Annotated in this window: 13 protein-coding genes; 11 read left to right on the top strand and 2 right to left on the bottom strand. The window is 68.7% G+C overall.

What is annotated here, in order from left to right:
* The first annotated feature begins 2 nt into the window (after nt 1-2).
* The 9 genes from N4G66_RS37500 (at nt 3) to N4G66_RS37540 (ending at nt 11,794) form a co-directional block, all read left to right on the top strand.
* Nucleotides 3-380 (top strand): DUF4233 domain-containing protein, encoded by a 378-nt coding sequence (locus N4G66_RS37500; RefSeq protein ID WP_261708774.1) that lies wholly within the window; start codon nt 3-5, stop codon nt 378-380.
* 261 nt (nt 381-641) lie between these two features.
* Nucleotides 642-1,055, top strand: a complete 414-nt coding sequence (gene ndk / locus N4G66_RS37505) for a nucleoside-diphosphate kinase (protein ID WP_057615965.1) — start codon at nt 642-644, stop codon at nt 1,053-1,055.
* A 436-nt stretch (nt 1,056-1,491) separates the two neighbouring features.
* A complete protein-coding gene (locus N4G66_RS37510) occupies nt 1,492-2,511 on the top strand; it encodes a rod shape-determining protein (protein WP_261708775.1) in 1,020 nt (339 codons plus the stop codon).
* Nucleotides 2,512-2,729: 218 nt separating this feature from the next.
* On the top strand, nt 2,730-3,668 hold the full coding sequence (mreC, locus tag N4G66_RS37515) for a rod shape-determining protein MreC (RefSeq protein ID WP_261708776.1): 939 nt from the start codon (nt 2,730-2,732) through the stop codon (nt 3,666-3,668).
* 18 nt (nt 3,669-3,686) lie between these two features.
* Complete coding sequence (gene mreD, locus N4G66_RS37520) at nt 3,687-4,361, top strand: rod shape-determining protein MreD (RefSeq protein WP_261708777.1); 675 nt, start codon at nt 3,687-3,689, stop codon at nt 4,359-4,361.
* A gap of 196 nt (nt 4,362-4,557) precedes the next feature.
* Nucleotides 4,558-6,816 carry a penicillin-binding protein 2 gene (gene mrdA / locus N4G66_RS37525; protein ID WP_261708778.1) on the top strand — a complete coding sequence of 753 codons (2,259 nt, stop codon included), beginning with the start codon at nt 4,558-4,560 and terminating at the stop codon, nt 6,814-6,816.
* 34 nt (nt 6,817-6,850) lie between these two features.
* Complete coding sequence (gene rodA, locus N4G66_RS37530; RefSeq protein ID WP_261708779.1) at nt 6,851-8,047, top strand: rod shape-determining protein RodA; 1,197 nt, start codon at nt 6,851-6,853, stop codon at nt 8,045-8,047.
* Nucleotides 8,048-8,187: 140 nt separating this feature from the next.
* Entirely contained in the window at nt 8,188-9,699 is a 1,512-nt protein-coding gene (locus N4G66_RS37535) for a CYTH and CHAD domain-containing protein (protein WP_261708780.1), read from the top strand.
* 130 nt (nt 9,700-9,829) lie between these two features.
* Nucleotides 9,830-11,794: a TIGR03960 family B12-binding radical SAM protein gene (locus N4G66_RS37540; protein ID WP_261708781.1), complete on the top strand. Its 1,965-nt coding sequence runs from the start codon at nt 9,830-9,832 to the stop codon at nt 11,792-11,794.
* A gap of 484 nt (nt 11,795-12,278) precedes the next feature.
* Here the strand turns inward: N4G66_RS37540 and N4G66_RS37545 are convergent, their stop codons facing one another.
* Complete coding sequence (locus tag N4G66_RS37545) at nt 12,279-12,839, bottom strand: YceI family protein (RefSeq protein ID WP_261708782.1); 561 nt, start codon at nt 12,837-12,839, stop codon at nt 12,279-12,281.
* Nucleotides 12,840-13,077: 238 nt separating this feature from the next.
* On the opposite strand from N4G66_RS37545, the gene N4G66_RS37550 reads away from it, so the two are divergent.
* Together N4G66_RS37550 and N4G66_RS37555 are read left to right on the top strand one after the other, a co-directional pair.
* Nucleotides 13,078-13,662 (top strand): TMEM165/GDT1 family protein, encoded by a 585-nt coding sequence (locus N4G66_RS37550; protein WP_261708783.1) that lies wholly within the window; start codon nt 13,078-13,080, stop codon nt 13,660-13,662.
* Nucleotides 13,663-13,769: 107 nt separating this feature from the next.
* Nucleotides 13,770-13,928, top strand: a complete 159-nt coding sequence (locus tag N4G66_RS37555) for a hypothetical protein (protein WP_261708797.1) — start codon at nt 13,770-13,772, stop codon at nt 13,926-13,928.
* 302 nt (nt 13,929-14,230) lie between these two features.
* Here the strand turns inward: N4G66_RS37555 and N4G66_RS37560 are convergent, their stop codons facing one another.
* Nucleotides 14,231-14,701 (bottom strand): VOC family protein, encoded by a 471-nt coding sequence (locus N4G66_RS37560; RefSeq protein WP_261708784.1) that lies wholly within the window; start codon nt 14,699-14,701, stop codon nt 14,231-14,233.
* Between the last annotated feature and the right edge of the window lie 458 nt (nt 14,702-15,159).

Raw genomic sequence — 15,159 nt, forward strand, 5'->3', positions numbered from 1 at the left:
CCGTGCGTACGCTCTGTGCTTCCACGCTGATCGGCGAGTTCTTCGTCATCGGCTTCGCCGGGCTCGTCGCCATGAAGGAACCCGATCTGTCCACGGCCACGGTCTGGACGGTCTGCGGGGTCCTGATGGCGCTGAGCGTGCTGCTGTGCGGCATGATCACGCGGCCCGGCGGTGTCCAGCTCGGCTGGGCGCTGCAGATCCTGCTGATCGCCGGGGGCTTCGTCGTTCCGTCGATGTTCGTCCTGGGCGCGGCCTTCGCCGCCCTGTGGTGGGCCTCGGTCCACTACGGCCGGAAGATCGACGAGGCCAAGGCCCGGTTCGCCGCGCAGCCGCAGCCGCAGGCCCCGGCGCAGGCCGCGCCGGGCGGTAACCCGGCGTAGACGTGCGCGGGCGGGCGACGGTCCGGCTCAGGCGGGCGAGGCACCTGTGCCGGCCTGACGCCGCTGCCGCCGCTGCTGTCGCCTTCGGCGTCAGATTCGGGTTCGGTGTCGGGGGCTTGCGCCGACTCCGTGAGGCGCCCCGGCGCGCGGTGCCGGCGGACAGGAGCGTGTGCCGGTACCACCTGACGCTGTGTGACAGCCACCCGGACACGCCCTGTAGCCTCGGTCATCCGCACAAGTGTGACCAGAAGGAGCCATCCCGTGAGCCAGCGCACCCTCGTCCTTCTCAAGCCCGACGCCGTCCGTCGAGGCCTGACCGGCGAGATCATCAGCCGTATCGAGCGCAAGGCCGGCTGGCAGATCACCGCGCTGGAGCTGCGGACCCTGGACCAGGACACGCTGGAGCAGCACTACGGCGAGCACAAGGGCAAGCCTTTCTACGAGCCGCTCGTGGAGTTCATGGCCTCCGGCCCGGTCGTGGCCCTGATCGTCGAGGGCGAGCGGGTCATCGAGGGCGTGCGCGCCCTGGCCGGCCCGACCGACCCGATCGCCGCCGCCCCCGGTTCCATCCGCGGTGACTACGGCGTGATCGTCCGCGAGAACCTGATCCACGCCTCCGACTCCGAGGAGTCCGCCGAGCGCGAGGTGAAGATCTTCTTCCCCGGCCGCGCCTGAGCGTACGGACGCCGGCCTCACGTGCGCCCGCGCGCACGGACGGTCACCGAGTGGCGTACGGACGGTCGCGTCCGAGGTCACGGGCGGTCTCGGCGAGGCCGCCCGGACGATCTCCGGAACACGGCGGGCAGTACACGCAAAAGAAATTTTCTGAGACGGCGTCAGCGCCGCTCCGACAGTCTGACCTGGGACGGCCGTGAAAAATCCGGCCGTCCCGTGGCATATGCGTGCTGATCGAGGGAACGCGTGACCCCGATGGCTCGTCTCCACAAGCAAGTCGGCCCGCCATCTGCTGACAATGGCGAAGACCCTCGCGCCGCGTTCGTGTATGCGCGTCTACGATGGAAGCATTCACGTCGCTGCACCAACCTCGCCGTCCTAAAAAGCCGTCAAAGCTCCACTTGGGAAGGCCAGACGAATCCTGATGGGGAACTCAATGTCGTTCATCGGCCGTGACATGGCTGTCGACCTCGGGACCGCCAACACGCTGGTGTACGTCAGGGGTCGAGGGATCGTACTCAACGAGCCGTCCGTCGTCGCGATCAACACCAACACCGGCGGGATCCTCGCGGTGGGCGCGGAAGCGAAGAAGATGATCGGGCGGACGCCGGGCAACATCGTTGCCGTGCGCCCGCTGAGGGACGGCGTCATCGCCGACTTCGAGATCACCGAGCGCATGCTCCGCTACTTCATCCTGAAGATCCACAAGCGGCGCTACCTCGCCCGCCCCCGCGTCGTCGTCTGTGTGCCCTCGGGCATCACGGGAGTCGAGCGCCGTGCCGTCATCGAGGCGTCGTCCCAGGCGGGCGCCCGCCAGGTGCACATCATCGAGGAGCCCATGGCCGCGGCCATCGGCGCCGGCCTGCCGGTCCACGAGGCCACGGGCAACATGGTGGTGGACATCGGCGGCGGTACCACGGAGGTCGCGGTCATCTCGCTCGGCGGCATCGTCACCGCCCAGTCCATCCGCGTCGCGGGCGACGAGCTGGACAACGCGATCATCCAGCACATCAAGAAGGAGTACAGCCTCCTTCTCGGAGAGCGGACGGCCGAGCAGATCAAGATCACGATCGGTTCGGCGTACGACCTCGACACTGACGAGCACACCGAAATCCGCGGCCGGGACCTGGTGTCCGGACTGCCCAAGACGGTCGTCATCTCCGCGGCGGAGGTCCGCAAGGCGATCGAGGAGCCGGTCAACGCGATCATCGACGCCGTGAAGACGACGCTCGACAAGTGCCCGCCCGAGCTCTCCGGTGACGTGATGGACCGCGGGATCGTTCTCACCGGCGGCGGAGCCCTGCTGCGCGGTCTGGACGAGCGACTGCGCCGCGAGACCGGCATGCCGATCCACATCGCGGAGGACCCGCTGGACAGCGTGGCGCTCGGCTCCGGCAAGTGTGTCGAGGAGTTCGAGGCGCTCCAGCAGGTTCTGGACGCCCAGCCGCGCAGATGAAGTAACACTTCGATTCCGCCGTACGAGATCACCCCTTCTCGTGCGGCGGATCGTTGGTATGGAGGCATAAACTCCTGCGACATAGAGTCATAACCTCCCCCATAACAGCCACCCCGTCACACCCCCACCACCTCAGCCTCATCGCACCGTGGGCATCCTTTTCGCCCAGGGTGCGCCCCTGTTGACCCAATACGACGAGGAAGGCACGGCCGCCGCACGTGAGGGACACACGAGAGAGCCGGCTGCTCCTGGTGCTGCTGATCGCCATCGCGTTCGCACTGATCACGGTGGACATCCGCGGCGGGCAGGACTCACCGGTCGACGGTGCCCGCCAGGCCGCCGCGACGGTCTTCGGCCCGATCGAGAACGGGGTGTCGTCCGCGGTCGACCCCGTCGGCAACGCGATCTCCGCGGTCCGCGACTCGGGCGACCGGCACAGCCGCATCGCCCAACTGGAGCACGACAACGCGGCGTTGAAGGCGAAGCTCGGCAGCGACGACCGCAACCGCAGCCGCCTCAAGCAGCTCGACAAGATGATCAAGGTGGCGGGTGAGGGCCAGTACGGCATCAAGGGCGCCGAAGTGATCGCCATAGGGGCGGCCCAGGGCTTCTCCTGGACCGTCACCATCGACGTCGGCGCCAACGACGGCATCCAGCGCGACATGACCGTCCTGAACGGCGACGGACTGGTCGGCCGGGTCACCACCGTCGGCCCCGACACCGCGACCGTCCTGCTCGCCAACGACCCCGACTTCACCGTCGGCACCCGCATGGAGTCGACCGACGAACTCGGCTTCGCCTCCGGCCAGGGCGACCGCCCGCTGCGCGTCGAACTCCTCAACGCCAAGGCGAAGATCAGGAAGGGCGACCGGCTGATCACCTTCGGCTCGCAGGCCGACAAGCCGTTCGTGCCCGGCGTCCCCGTCGGTGTCGTCTCCCGGGTCGACCCGTCCGGCGGCGACCTGACCCGCACGATCTACGTGACGCCGTTCGTCTCGTTCACCAAGCTCGACATCGTCGGCGTCGTCGTCGCGGCACCCAAGAGCGACCCGCGCGACACCGTCCTGCCACCGAAACCCAGACCGACGCCCACGCCGACCGTGACCGTGACGGTCACCCCCTCGGCGAGCGCCCCCGCCCTCGGCCAGCAGCAGTAGCAGGAGGAGCCGAATCCCATGCGTTTCAACCGGATGCTGCTCTCCGTCACCCTGGTGGTCGTCGCCCTGGTGATCCAGGTGAGCGTTCTTGCCCGACTTCATCTCCCGGGCGCCGTCCCGGACCTGGTGCTGCTGACCGTGCTCGCCCTGGCCATGGTCTACGGCCATGTCGGCGGCGCGCTCATCGGCTTCGGCGCGGGTCTGCTCTCCGACCTCGCCCCGCCCGCCGACCACGCCGCCGGGCGCTACGCCCTCGTGCTCTGCGTCATCGGCTACCTCGCCGGCCTGGCCAAGCCGGAGAACGGCCGGCTCAAGTCGGCCACCGGACCGATGGCCGTGGTCGTCGCCGCCGCGATCGGCTCCACCCTGCTGTACGCGAGTGTCGGCGCTCTCGTCGGCGACACCGCCGCCCGCCACGTCGGGCTCAACAGCCTGCTTCTCACCGCCGCCGTCTACGACCTGCTGCTCGCGCCCTTCGTCGTCCCGGTGCTGATGGCGCTGGCCCGGCGAGCCGAGAACGATCCGCTCTCCGAAGGTGGCGCGGCGTCCAAGACGGCCGACGTCGCGTCGGGCTGGCTGTCCTCCGGCGGCACCGGCCTGCGCATCGGCAGCCAGCGCGGCGGACTGCGCGTGAAGGCGGCCAAGGCGCGGGTCGCCCGCGCCGGACGCATCAAGGGAGTCAAGCGGCTGTGACGACAGCGACGAGCGCGGTCCGGCGGACACCTCAAGCGCCGCACGGGCCGCCGGACTTGACCGACCGCGGTGTCGGCGCGCACAGGTTCGCCGTGTACTCGTATGACTCGTACACACACTGAGAGGGGGAGGCAGCAGCAGTGACCAACGCCCACCCGTCGCCCACCACCACCCTTCCAGCGGATGGGCTGCGCCCATGACCAATATTCCCGAGACCGGCCGGACCCCACGGGTCCAGATCCGGCTCGTCGTCATCCAGATTCTCGTACTCTCCCTCCTCGGCACCCTCGGCGGACGCCTCTGGTTCCTCCAGATCCGCAACGGCGACGAATACGCCAAGGAAGCCTCCGGCAACCACGTCCAGCAGGTCGTCCAGCCCGCCGTACGGGGCTCGATCCTGGACGCCCGGGGCGTTCCGATCGCCGACAACGAGACCCGGCTCGTGGTCTCCGCCTCGCGCACCGACCTGCTGAAGATGCAGGACGACGGGAAAGCCGTCCTCACCAAGCTCGCCGGAGTGCTGGGCCTCAAGGCCGAGGACGTCATCCAGAAGGTCCGCCTCTGCGACGCCAAGACGCCGCAGCCCTGCTGGAACGGCTCGCCCTACCAGCCGATCCCCATCACCGACAAGGCCACCCCGCGCCAGGCCCTGCAGATCCGGGAGCGCTCCGAGGACTTCCCCGGCATCACCGCCGAGCCGGAGGCGGTACGCCGTTACGCGGCCCCCGGCAAGGCCAACACCGCCCAGGTGCTCGGCTACCTCTCGCCCGTCACCGACGACGAGATCACCAAGGCCAAGGACACCGACTCGCCCTACCTCCGCTCCGACCAGGTCGGCCGCTCCGGCCTGGAGCGCCAGTACGACAAGGCGCTGCGCGGCAAGGCCGGTGTCACCCGCTACGAGGTCGACAACCTCGGCCGCGTCATCGGCAAGGCCAAGAGCGACAAGGCCGAACCCGGCGCCAACCTCGTCACCAGCATCGACGCCCGCGTCCAGCGCGTCGCCGAGTACGAGCTGGACTACGCGATGAAGGTCGCCCGGACCCAGTTCGACAAGATCACCGGCGAGAACTACAAGGCAGACTCCGGTGCCGTCGTGGTGATGGAGGCCAAGACCGGCCGCGTCGTGGCCATGGCGTCCCAGCCGACGTACGACCCGAACGCCTGGGTCGGCGGCATCTCCGGCAAGGACTACACAGCGCTCACCGGCAAGAAGTCCAACTACCCGCTGCTGAACCGGGCCACCCAGGGCCAGTCGGCGCCCGGCTCGACGTTCAAGGTGGTCTCCACCGCCGCCGCGGTCGAGGCCGGCTACGCCTTCGACGGCCACTACCCGTGCACGAGTTCGTACTCCGTCGGCAGCCAGGTCTTCAAGAACTTCGAGGGCGAGAGCTTCGGCCCCATCTCGCTCGGCCGCGCGCTGGAGGTCTCCTGCGACACCGTCTTCTACGGACTCGCCGACAACGAGTGGAAGAAGGACGGCGGGATCAACCCGAAGAAGACCCCCAAGGACTTCTTCTACAAGGCCGCCCACCAGTTCGGACTCGGCAAGGAGACCGGCATCGACCTCCCCAACGAGGTCACCGGCCGCGTCCCGGACCGCCACTGGAAGTCCAGCTACTGGAAGGCCAACAAGGACGCCTGGTGCAAGAGCGGCAAGAAGAACGGCAGCTACGTCGAGCGGATCGCGTACGAGAACTGCCTCGAAGGCAACAGGATGCGCGAGGGCGACTCGATCAACTACTCCATCGGACAGGGTGACACCCTCGTCACCCCGGTCCAGGAAGCCGCCATCTACTCCGCGGTCTCCAACGGCGGCACCCTGTACGCCCCGACCATCGGCAAGGCGATCGTCAGCGCCGACGGCAGGACCGTCCAGGAGATCAAGCCGAAGGTCAACGGCAAGCTGCCGGTCAGCAAGGCGACGCTCAAGGGCATGAACGAGGCCTTCGCGGGTGTCGTCACCCGTGGTACCGCCGCCTGGAAGTTCGGCGGCTGGCCGCAGGACAAGATCCCGCTGCACGCCAAGACCGGTACCGCCGAGGTCTATGGCAAGCAGACGACGTCCTGGCTCGCCACGTACTCCAAGGACTACACGATCATCATGACGATCTCCCAGGCCGGTACGGGTTCGGGAGCGTCCGGTGAGGCCGTGCGCAAGATCTACAACGCGCTCTACGGCGTCTCCGCCGACGGCGCCATCGACAAGAAGAAGGCCCTGCTGCCGACCCCGCAGAGGAGCCTGCCGAAGATCCAGACCGACGGCTCGATCGACGCCCCGGCCATCTCCAAGGACCCGGCCAAGGACCAGCAGGCCAGCCAGGCCCCCAAGGACGGCACCACCGACCCGAACCTGCCCGCCGGTACCACCGCCTCGCCCACGGCCGTCAACCGCGTCACCCGAAGGCACAAGGCCCGCCCGCCCAAGAGGCGGGGGAAGAGGATCCTGACATGACGAGGGCGGCGACCAAGGTGCTGAGGATCCTGACATGACCGGAGCCAACAACTTCTCCGTCTCCGGATACGGACCCGAGCGCGCGGGCTGGACACGACTGTTCGCCCGCGACTCGCTCGCCCGCCGGCTCGACTGGCCGATACTGCTGTCGGCCGTCGCGCTCTCGCTGATCGGCGCGGCCCTCGTCTACTCGGCGACCCGCAACCGCACCGAGATCAACCAGGGCGACCCGTACTACTTCCTCATCCGCCATCTGATGAACGCCGGCATCGGCTTCGGCCTGATGATCGGCACGATCTGGCTCGGCCACCGCACTCTGCGCACGGCCGTGCCGATCCTGTACGGGCTCTCGGTCTTCATGATCCTGCTGGTACTGACCCCGCTCGGCGCGACGATCAACGGCCAGCGCAACTGGCTCGTCGCGGGCGGCCTGTCGCTCCAACCCGCCGAGTTCATCAAGATCACGATCATCCTGGGCATGGCGATGCTGCTGGCCACGCGGGTGGACGCGGGCGACAAGCAGTACCCCGACCACCGCACCGTGCTGCAGGCGCTGGGCCTCGCCGCCGTCCCGATGATGATCGTGCTGCTCATGCCCGACCTCGGCACGATCATGGTCGCGGTCGTCATCGTGCTCGGTGTGCTGCTCTCCTCCGGCGCCTCCAACCGCTGGGTCTTCGGCCTCATCGGCGCGGGTGCCCTCGGCGCGGTCGCCGCCTGGCGGCTGCACGTCCTCGACGAGTACCAGATCAACCGCTTCGCGGCCTTCGCCAACCCCGACCTCGACCCGGCCGGCGTCGGCTACAACACCAACCAGGCCCGTATCGCCATCGGTTCCGGCGGCCTCTTCGGCACCGGCCTCGGCCACGGCTCGCAGACGACCGGCCAGTTCGTGCCCGAGCAGCAGACGGACTTCGTCTTCACGGTCGCCGGCGAGGAACTGGGCTTCGTCGGCGCGGGCCTGATCCTGCTGCTCCTCGGCGTGGTCCTGTGGCGCGCCTGCCGCATCGCCCGCGAGACGACCGAGCTGTACGGCACGATCGTGGCCGCCGGGATCATCGCCTGGTTCGCCTTCCAGGCCTTCGAGAACATCGGCATGACCCTGGGGATCATGCCGGTCGCCGGTCTGCCCCTCCCGTTCGTGTCCTATGGAGGATCCTCCATGTTCGCGGTCTGGGTCGCGATCGGGCTCCTGCAATCGATCAGAGTGCAACGCCCGATGTCGGCCTAGCCCGCCGAGGACACCTAAGACCGGGTGCCGCCTCGGAGAACACGAGGTGACACCCGGCCCAACGGGAAAAGACGGTCCCTGGCCAAGCCGGGGCCGATTGGGTACTGCCCACCGCTCGCAAACGCGTCTAGATTCGGGTCATGGCGGACACGAAGCGCGAGATCGAGCGTAAGTACGAAGGTCCCGCGGCCGAGGGCGGCACCGATCTGCCGGACCTGAGCGGTGTCCCCGGAGTCGCGGGCGTCGTCGACAAGGGCGTCGCCGAACTCGACGCGACCTACTACGACACACCCGACCAGCGCCTCGCCGCCGCCTCTCTCACCCTGCGCCGCCGCACCGGTGGCGACGACGCCGGCTGGCACCTCAAACTCCCCGTCTCCGAGGGCGTACGCGACGAGATCCAAGCCCCCCTGTCCGACACCGTGCCCCGCGCACTGTCGGGCCTCGTCCGCTCCCGGGTGCGCGACGCCGAGCTCGTCCCCCTCGTACGCCTGCGGTCCGCCCGGGACATCCGCCACCTCGTCGACGACTCCGGCGCCCTGCTCGCCGAGGTCAGCCTCGACCGGGTCCGCGCGGAGCGGCTCAGCGGGGGCAAGGGCACCGCCGCGTGGACCGAGATCGAGGTGGAACTCGCGGACGACGGCGACCCCGCCTTCCTCGACAAGGTCGAGAAGAAGCTCCGCAAAGCCGGACTGAGCCGCTCCGCCTCGTCCTCCAAACTGGCGAAGGCCCTGGGCGAGACCGGGAAGCGCGCCAGGAAGCCCGCCCCCGAGAAGGAGCCGGTCACCGCGGGCGACCACGTCCTCGCCTACCTCCGCGCCCAGTACGACGCCATGGTCGAACTCGACCCGGCCGTCCGCCGCGACCTCCACGACTCCGTGCACAGCATGCGCGTCGCCACCCGCCGGATGCGCAGCACCTTCCGCTCGTACGGGAAGATCCTCGACCGTGCCGTCACCGACCCGATCGGCGACGAGCTGAAATGGCTGGCCGGCGAGCTCGGCGTCGACCGTGATCAGGAAGTCCTCACCGAGCGGCTCACCGAGGCCCTCGGCCAGCTGCCCCGCACGCTGCTCTCCGGACCCGTCCGCACCCGGCTGCGCACCTGGGCGCACGCCCGTCACGGCGGCTCCCGGCGCCGCCTGATCGCCGTCCTGGACGGTAGGCGCTACATGGCGCTGCTGACCGCGCTCGACGCGCTCGTGACCGACCCGCCGCTGCTCAAGGCGGCCGCAGGTGACCCCGCGAAGGTGATCGCGGAGGCCGTTCGCAAGGACTTCGGCAAGGTCTCCGACCTCGTCGTCCAGGCCCTCGACCGGCCGCCGGGCGCCGACCGCGACCACGTGATGCACGACGCCCGCAAGAAGGCCAAGCGCACCCGTTACGCCGCCGAGGCCGCCGCCCCGGGCCTGGGCGGACCGGCCACCGGTCTGGTCAAGTCGATGAAGTCCCTGCAGACCCTGCTCGGCGACCACCAGGACAGCGTGATGACCCGCGAGGCCCTGCGGGAACTGTCGGCCCTGGCGCACGCGGCGGGGGAGAGCTCGTTCACCTACGGAGTGCTCTACGGCCGCGAGGAACAGCGCGCGGCGGCGGCCGAGGCGGCTCTCCCGGGGGCCTGGGAGGCGATCGAGGCACAGGCGGCGGTCTGACACATGGCGGCAGCGCTACCGCGGCCCGGGAGGCGGCCGGGGGCCCGGTGTGCGTCCGGCGGTGCGGCGGGTCCCTCCGGTCGCGTTACGCTAGATGGTCACCCCCCATCAGCTCACGAAGGTTCGCGAGATGCCTGCCGAAACCGCCGTGTCGGTCTTCCCACAGCTCGAAGCTCTGCTCCCGCATGTGCAGAAGCCGATCCAGTACGTCGGCGGAGAGCTCAACTCCACGGTCAAGCCCTGGGACGCCTGTGACGTCCGCTGGGCACTGATGTACCCCGACGCCTACGAGGTCGGTCTGCCCAACCAGGGCGTCATGATCCTCTACGAGGTGCTGAACGAGCGCGAGGGCGTCCTCGCCGAGCGCACGTACAGCGTCTGGCCGGACCTGGAGGAGCTGATGCGCGAGCACCGGGTTCCCCAGTTCACGGTGGACAGCCACCGCCCGGTGAAGGCCTTCGACGTGTTCGGCCTGTCCTTCTCCACGGAGCTGGGCTACACGAACATGCTGACCGCCCTCGACCTGGCCGGCATCCCGCTGGAGTCCAAGGACCGCACGCTCGACGACCCGATCGTGCTGGCCGGCGGTCACGCGGCCTTCAACCCCGAGCCGATCGCCGACTTCATCGACGCGGCGATCATCGGCGACGGCGAGCAGGCCGTGCTCGACATGACGGACACCATCCGCGCCTGGAAGGCGGAAGGCCGCCCCGGAGGCCGCGAAGAGGTCCTCTTCCGCCTGGCGAAGACGGGCAACGTCTACATCCCGGCCTTCTACGACGTCGAGTACCTCCCCGACGGCCGGATCGCCCGCGTGGTCCCGAACAAGTCGGGCGTCCCGTGGCGCGTGTCCAAGCACACGGTCATGGACCTCGACGAGTGGCCGTACCCGAAGCAGCCCCTGGTGCCCCTCGCGGAGACCGTCCACGAGCGGATGTCGGTGGAGATCTTCCGCGGCTGTACGCGCGGCTGCCGCTTCTGCCAGGCGGGCATGATCACCCGCCCGGTGCGCGAGCGTTCCATCACGGGCATCGGCGAGATGGTGGAGAAGGGCCTGAAGGCGACGGGCTTCGAGGAGGTCGGCCTGCTCTCCCTGTCCTCCGCCGACCACTCGGAGATCGGCGACATCGCCAAGGGCCTGGCGGACCGGTACGAGGAGGACAAGATCGGCCTCTCCCTCCCCTCCACCCGCGTGGACGCCTTCAACGTCGACCTCGCCAACGAACTGACCCGCAACGGCCGGCGCTCGGGCCTGACCTTCGCCCCCGAGGGCGGCTCCGAGCGCATGCGCAAGGTCATCAACAAGATGGTCTCGGAAGAGGACCTCATCCGGACCGTCTCCACCGCCTACGGCAACGGCTGGCGCCAGGTGAAGCTGTACTTCATGTGCGGCCTGCCGACGGAGACGGACGAGGACGTCATGCAGATCGCCGACATGGCGATGAACGTGATCGCCGAGGGCCGCAAGGTCTCCGGCCAGAACGACATCCGCTGCACGGTGTCCATCGGCGGCTTCGTCCCCAAGCCCCACACCCCGTTCCAGTGGGCGCCGCAGCTCTCCGCCGAGGACACGGACGCCCGCCTCACGAAACTCCGCGACAAGATCCGCGGCGACAAGAAGTACGGCCGCTCGATCGGCTTCCGCTACCACGACGGCAAGCCGGGCATCGTCGAGGGCCTGCTCTCCCGCGGCGACCGGCGCATCGGCTCCGTCATCCGCGCCGTCTACGAGGACGGCGGCCGCTTCGACGGCTGGCGCGAGCACTTCTCGTACGACCGCTGGATGAGCTGCGCCGAAAAGACCCTCCCCGACTTCGGCGTGGATGTCGACTGGTACACCACCCGCGAGCGCACCTACGAGGAGGTCCTGCCCTGGGACCACCTCGACTCGGGCCTCGACAAGGACTGGCTCTGGGAGGACTGGCAGGACTCCCTCGACGAAACCGAGGTCGAGGACTGCCGCTGGACTCCGTGCTTCGACTGCGGCGTGTGCCCGCAGATGGACACGAGCATCCAGATCGGCCCGACGGGCAAGAAGTTGCTGCCGCTGACGGTCAAGAACGCCGCGTCGGCGCCGAGCGGTCACGCCCACTGAGGTGAGCGAGGCACTCGATCGGGTGGTTTGAGGCGCTGGCGGGGGCGAGCGGGGACGAGGTGACGGCTGCGCCGGGCGCGGTGGGTGCTTCGCGTCCTCCCCTCCTGCGCCGCCCGCCTCGTCCCGGACTCCGCTGCCGGGCCCTGGAGGCGCCTCGCAGATCGTCTCCGAGGTGGAGTGCGTTGAGGGGCAGTCCAATGTTTGTGTACGGCGGTGTGACCTTCGAGCCCCTTCCTTGGCCGGGAGGGGTTCATTGGTGTCCTGCGGCGTATGGGTCCGTGAGCCTGGTGTCGTGGAGTCTCCCGGCGCGGATCCGGGCGGGGCGGCTATGTGGCGTGGTCGCCATGAGCGATCTCGACCTGCGGGGGTTCGCGGATGTCGCTGCGGCACGGGTTCGGCGCAACCGTCAGTCGGCAATGACAGAGGCGTAAGGAGTCGGCTCGCCGCCAGGATGAGGACGTATCGGCTCTGGGCGTGCGGCGGTTCAGGAGTCCTTGATCGCGGAGATCTCGAACTCGAGCACGATCTTCTCGCTGACCAGGACGCCGCCGGTCTCGAGCGCGGCGTTCCAGACCACGCCGTAGTCCTTGCGGTTGATGGTGACCGAACCTTCGAGCCCCACACGCAGGTTGCCGAACGGGTCGGTGGCGGTGCCCTCGTAGGTGAACGGGATGGTCACCGGATTGGTGACGCCCTTGACGGTGAGGTCGCCGGTGACTTCGAAGCTGGTGTCGTCGCTGCGCTGGACGGAAGTGGAGACGAAGGTGATCTCCGGGTATTCGTCCATGTTGAGGAAGTCGTTGCTGCGCAGGTGCTCATCACGCTGGGCATTGCGGGTGTCCACGCTGGTGGCCTTGATGGTCACTTTCCCGGTCGACTTGGCGGGATCCGTGCCGTCGAAGTATGCGCTGCCGTCGAACTCGTTGAACGCGCCACGCACCTTCGTCACCATCGCGTGCCGGGCCACGAATCCGATCCGGCTGTGCGTGGCATCAAGGGTGTAGTGGCCGGTCAGGGCAGTCAGGTCGGTCGGAGACGTAGCCACGGGACCTCCCGGGGGAAATGGAACATTTGGGGCAATATCAAACCTAGCAGTCATCATTTACGTATGGCGTGCCAGGTGATGGCGCTGACACCGCCGCGGCGGACGAGACCTTCGGCCACGCATGACCCCGGCCCGCACGCTCGTGCGCGTTGGTCCGTCGTGCCGGGCCGAGATGATTCCCCGTCGCCCGTTCGGGTGTCGTACCAGCTGCGGCGCGGCCTCAGCAGAAAGCACCAGGATGACCCTCGACCCCCTGGCGATCCTCACCGCCTTCGGCCTCATCTTTCTCGCCGAACTGCCCGACAAGACGATGTTCGCCTCGCTGGCCATGGGCACCCGTATGCGCCCCTTGTACGTGTGGTTCGGTACCTCCACGGCGTTCATCGTTCACGTCGCCATCGCGGTCGGCGCCGGAAGCCTGCTCAGTCTGCTCCCCACCATGGTCGTCAAACTGGTCTCGGCCGCCCTGTTCGCCTTCGGGGCTTTCGTTCTCCTGCGCGAGAACGGCGACGACGAGGACGAGGAGGGCGGAGCCAAGACCATCACCGGTTTCTGGCCCGTCTACACCACCGCCTTCATGGCCATCTTCATCAGCGAGTGGGGCGACCTGACACAGATCACCACCGCCAACCTCGCGGCCACCAACGGCTGGCTCCCCACAGCCATCGGCTCCGCCGCGGCTTTGATGTCCGTGTCCGCCCTCGCCCTGCTTGCGGGCCGCTTCATCGCCAAACGGGTCCCCCTGAAAACCGTGCAGCGCATCGGCGGCCTCTGCATGATCGCGCTGGCGCTCTGGACACTGATCGAAGCCTTCACGAGTTGACCGCGCATTCCTGAGGGATCGCCTCGACGGAGTACGGGCGACCAGGCCCTAGGTCCTAGTCCGCGCGGAGCCCGCACGAGGGGCCTCACGCCGACTTCGATCGACACATGGAGCAGCCAACTCTGGCAAGGAAGTTGAAGGAAGGCGTCGGCTGTCGTGTGTTTCTCAAGATGGACACGAGCATCCAAATCGGCCCGACGGGCAAGAAGTTGCTGCCGCTGACGGTCAAGAACGCGGCTCCGTCGCCGAGCGGTCACAGCCACTGACGTGAGCGAGCCATTCGATCGGGTGATCGAGGTGTCGGCGGGGTGAACGAGGAGGACGTGGCTACGGCGCCGGCTGCGGTCGTCGCTTCGTCCCCTCGCCCGTCGGCGCCGCCGGCGTCCTCTCGGACGCCCCTGCCGGGTCCTGGCCGTGCCCTGCACATCGCCTCCGAGGCGGAGTGGATCCGAGGGCCCGTTCCAGGCTTGCGCGAGACTCCGTGACCTTCGCGCCCCTCCCCGTCCGGGAGGGGCTCTCGGCGTGGTGGTCGGCCGCACGACGACGATGCACGTGCGAACGCGGTGGGTCAGGCCGGGGCGTCGGCGTCCTGTGTGGAGGCCGCGAACGCCTCGGGGCCCTGCTCGGCCACCGCCGGGTCCATCCACATGACCTGCCAGCCGTGGCCGTCGAGGTCGAAGAAGCTGCGTGAGTACATGAAGCCGTAGTCCTCGGCGCCATCCGCCTCGGAGCCGCCCGCCGCGAGCGCAGCGGCGCTGACCGTATCGACCTCATCGCGGGACGACACGCTGAAGCAGTACAGCGCCAGCGTGTGCGTGGTGGGATCGGCCATCGGCAGTTTCGCGAACTCCGCGAACTTCTCGCGGCTGAGCAGCATGACGAAGGCGTGCTCGCCGACCAGCATGCAGGCGGCGGTCTCGTCGGTGAACTTCGGGTTGAAGCTGAACCCGAGCTTGGCGAAGAACGCTTTGCTGCGCTCGAGGTCCGCTACGGGGATGTTCAAGAACAGCATGCGGCCGGGGTGTGCGGGATTGGTCATGGTGGGTCTCCAGTCCGTGGCTCGATGGCGTACGTCCTGGTAGACCTGCCCAGTCGGTGGAACTCATCGGTGGATCTCGGCCGGCTCGCGGTCGCAGCGTTGACCAAGTCCACAGCCGCGGTTCAGAGACCCGGCCCTTCCTGCCTATCACCCTCACCAAGGATTTCGGGCCGCTCCTCTGATCCCCGGCTGTGACCGTGTCCGGCGGCGCGCTTGTGGATCGGGCGTTGAGCGGGAGCCCCGAGAGCCGGACCATGGCCTGACGCATGGTGGTCGCTTGATCCGGCGGCGCGCGGCGCCGCATGCGAGATCACGGCCTGCCCCGCAGGACCTTCCGTAACTCGGCTGACGGCCCCTCCCCGGCCTCACGCTCCTCTTCCTGTCACGGCTCCGGCCCTGCCGAAGGGATTCCAGGGGCGCAGCCCCGCCCTGCGGGCCGGTGTCGAGGCGCGGCGGCT

The organism is Streptomyces rhizosphaerihabitans (assembly GCF_025399795.1).
GTDB classification, from domain to species: domain Bacteria; phylum Actinomycetota; class Actinomycetes; order Streptomycetales; family Streptomycetaceae; genus Streptomyces; species Streptomyces rhizosphaerihabitans.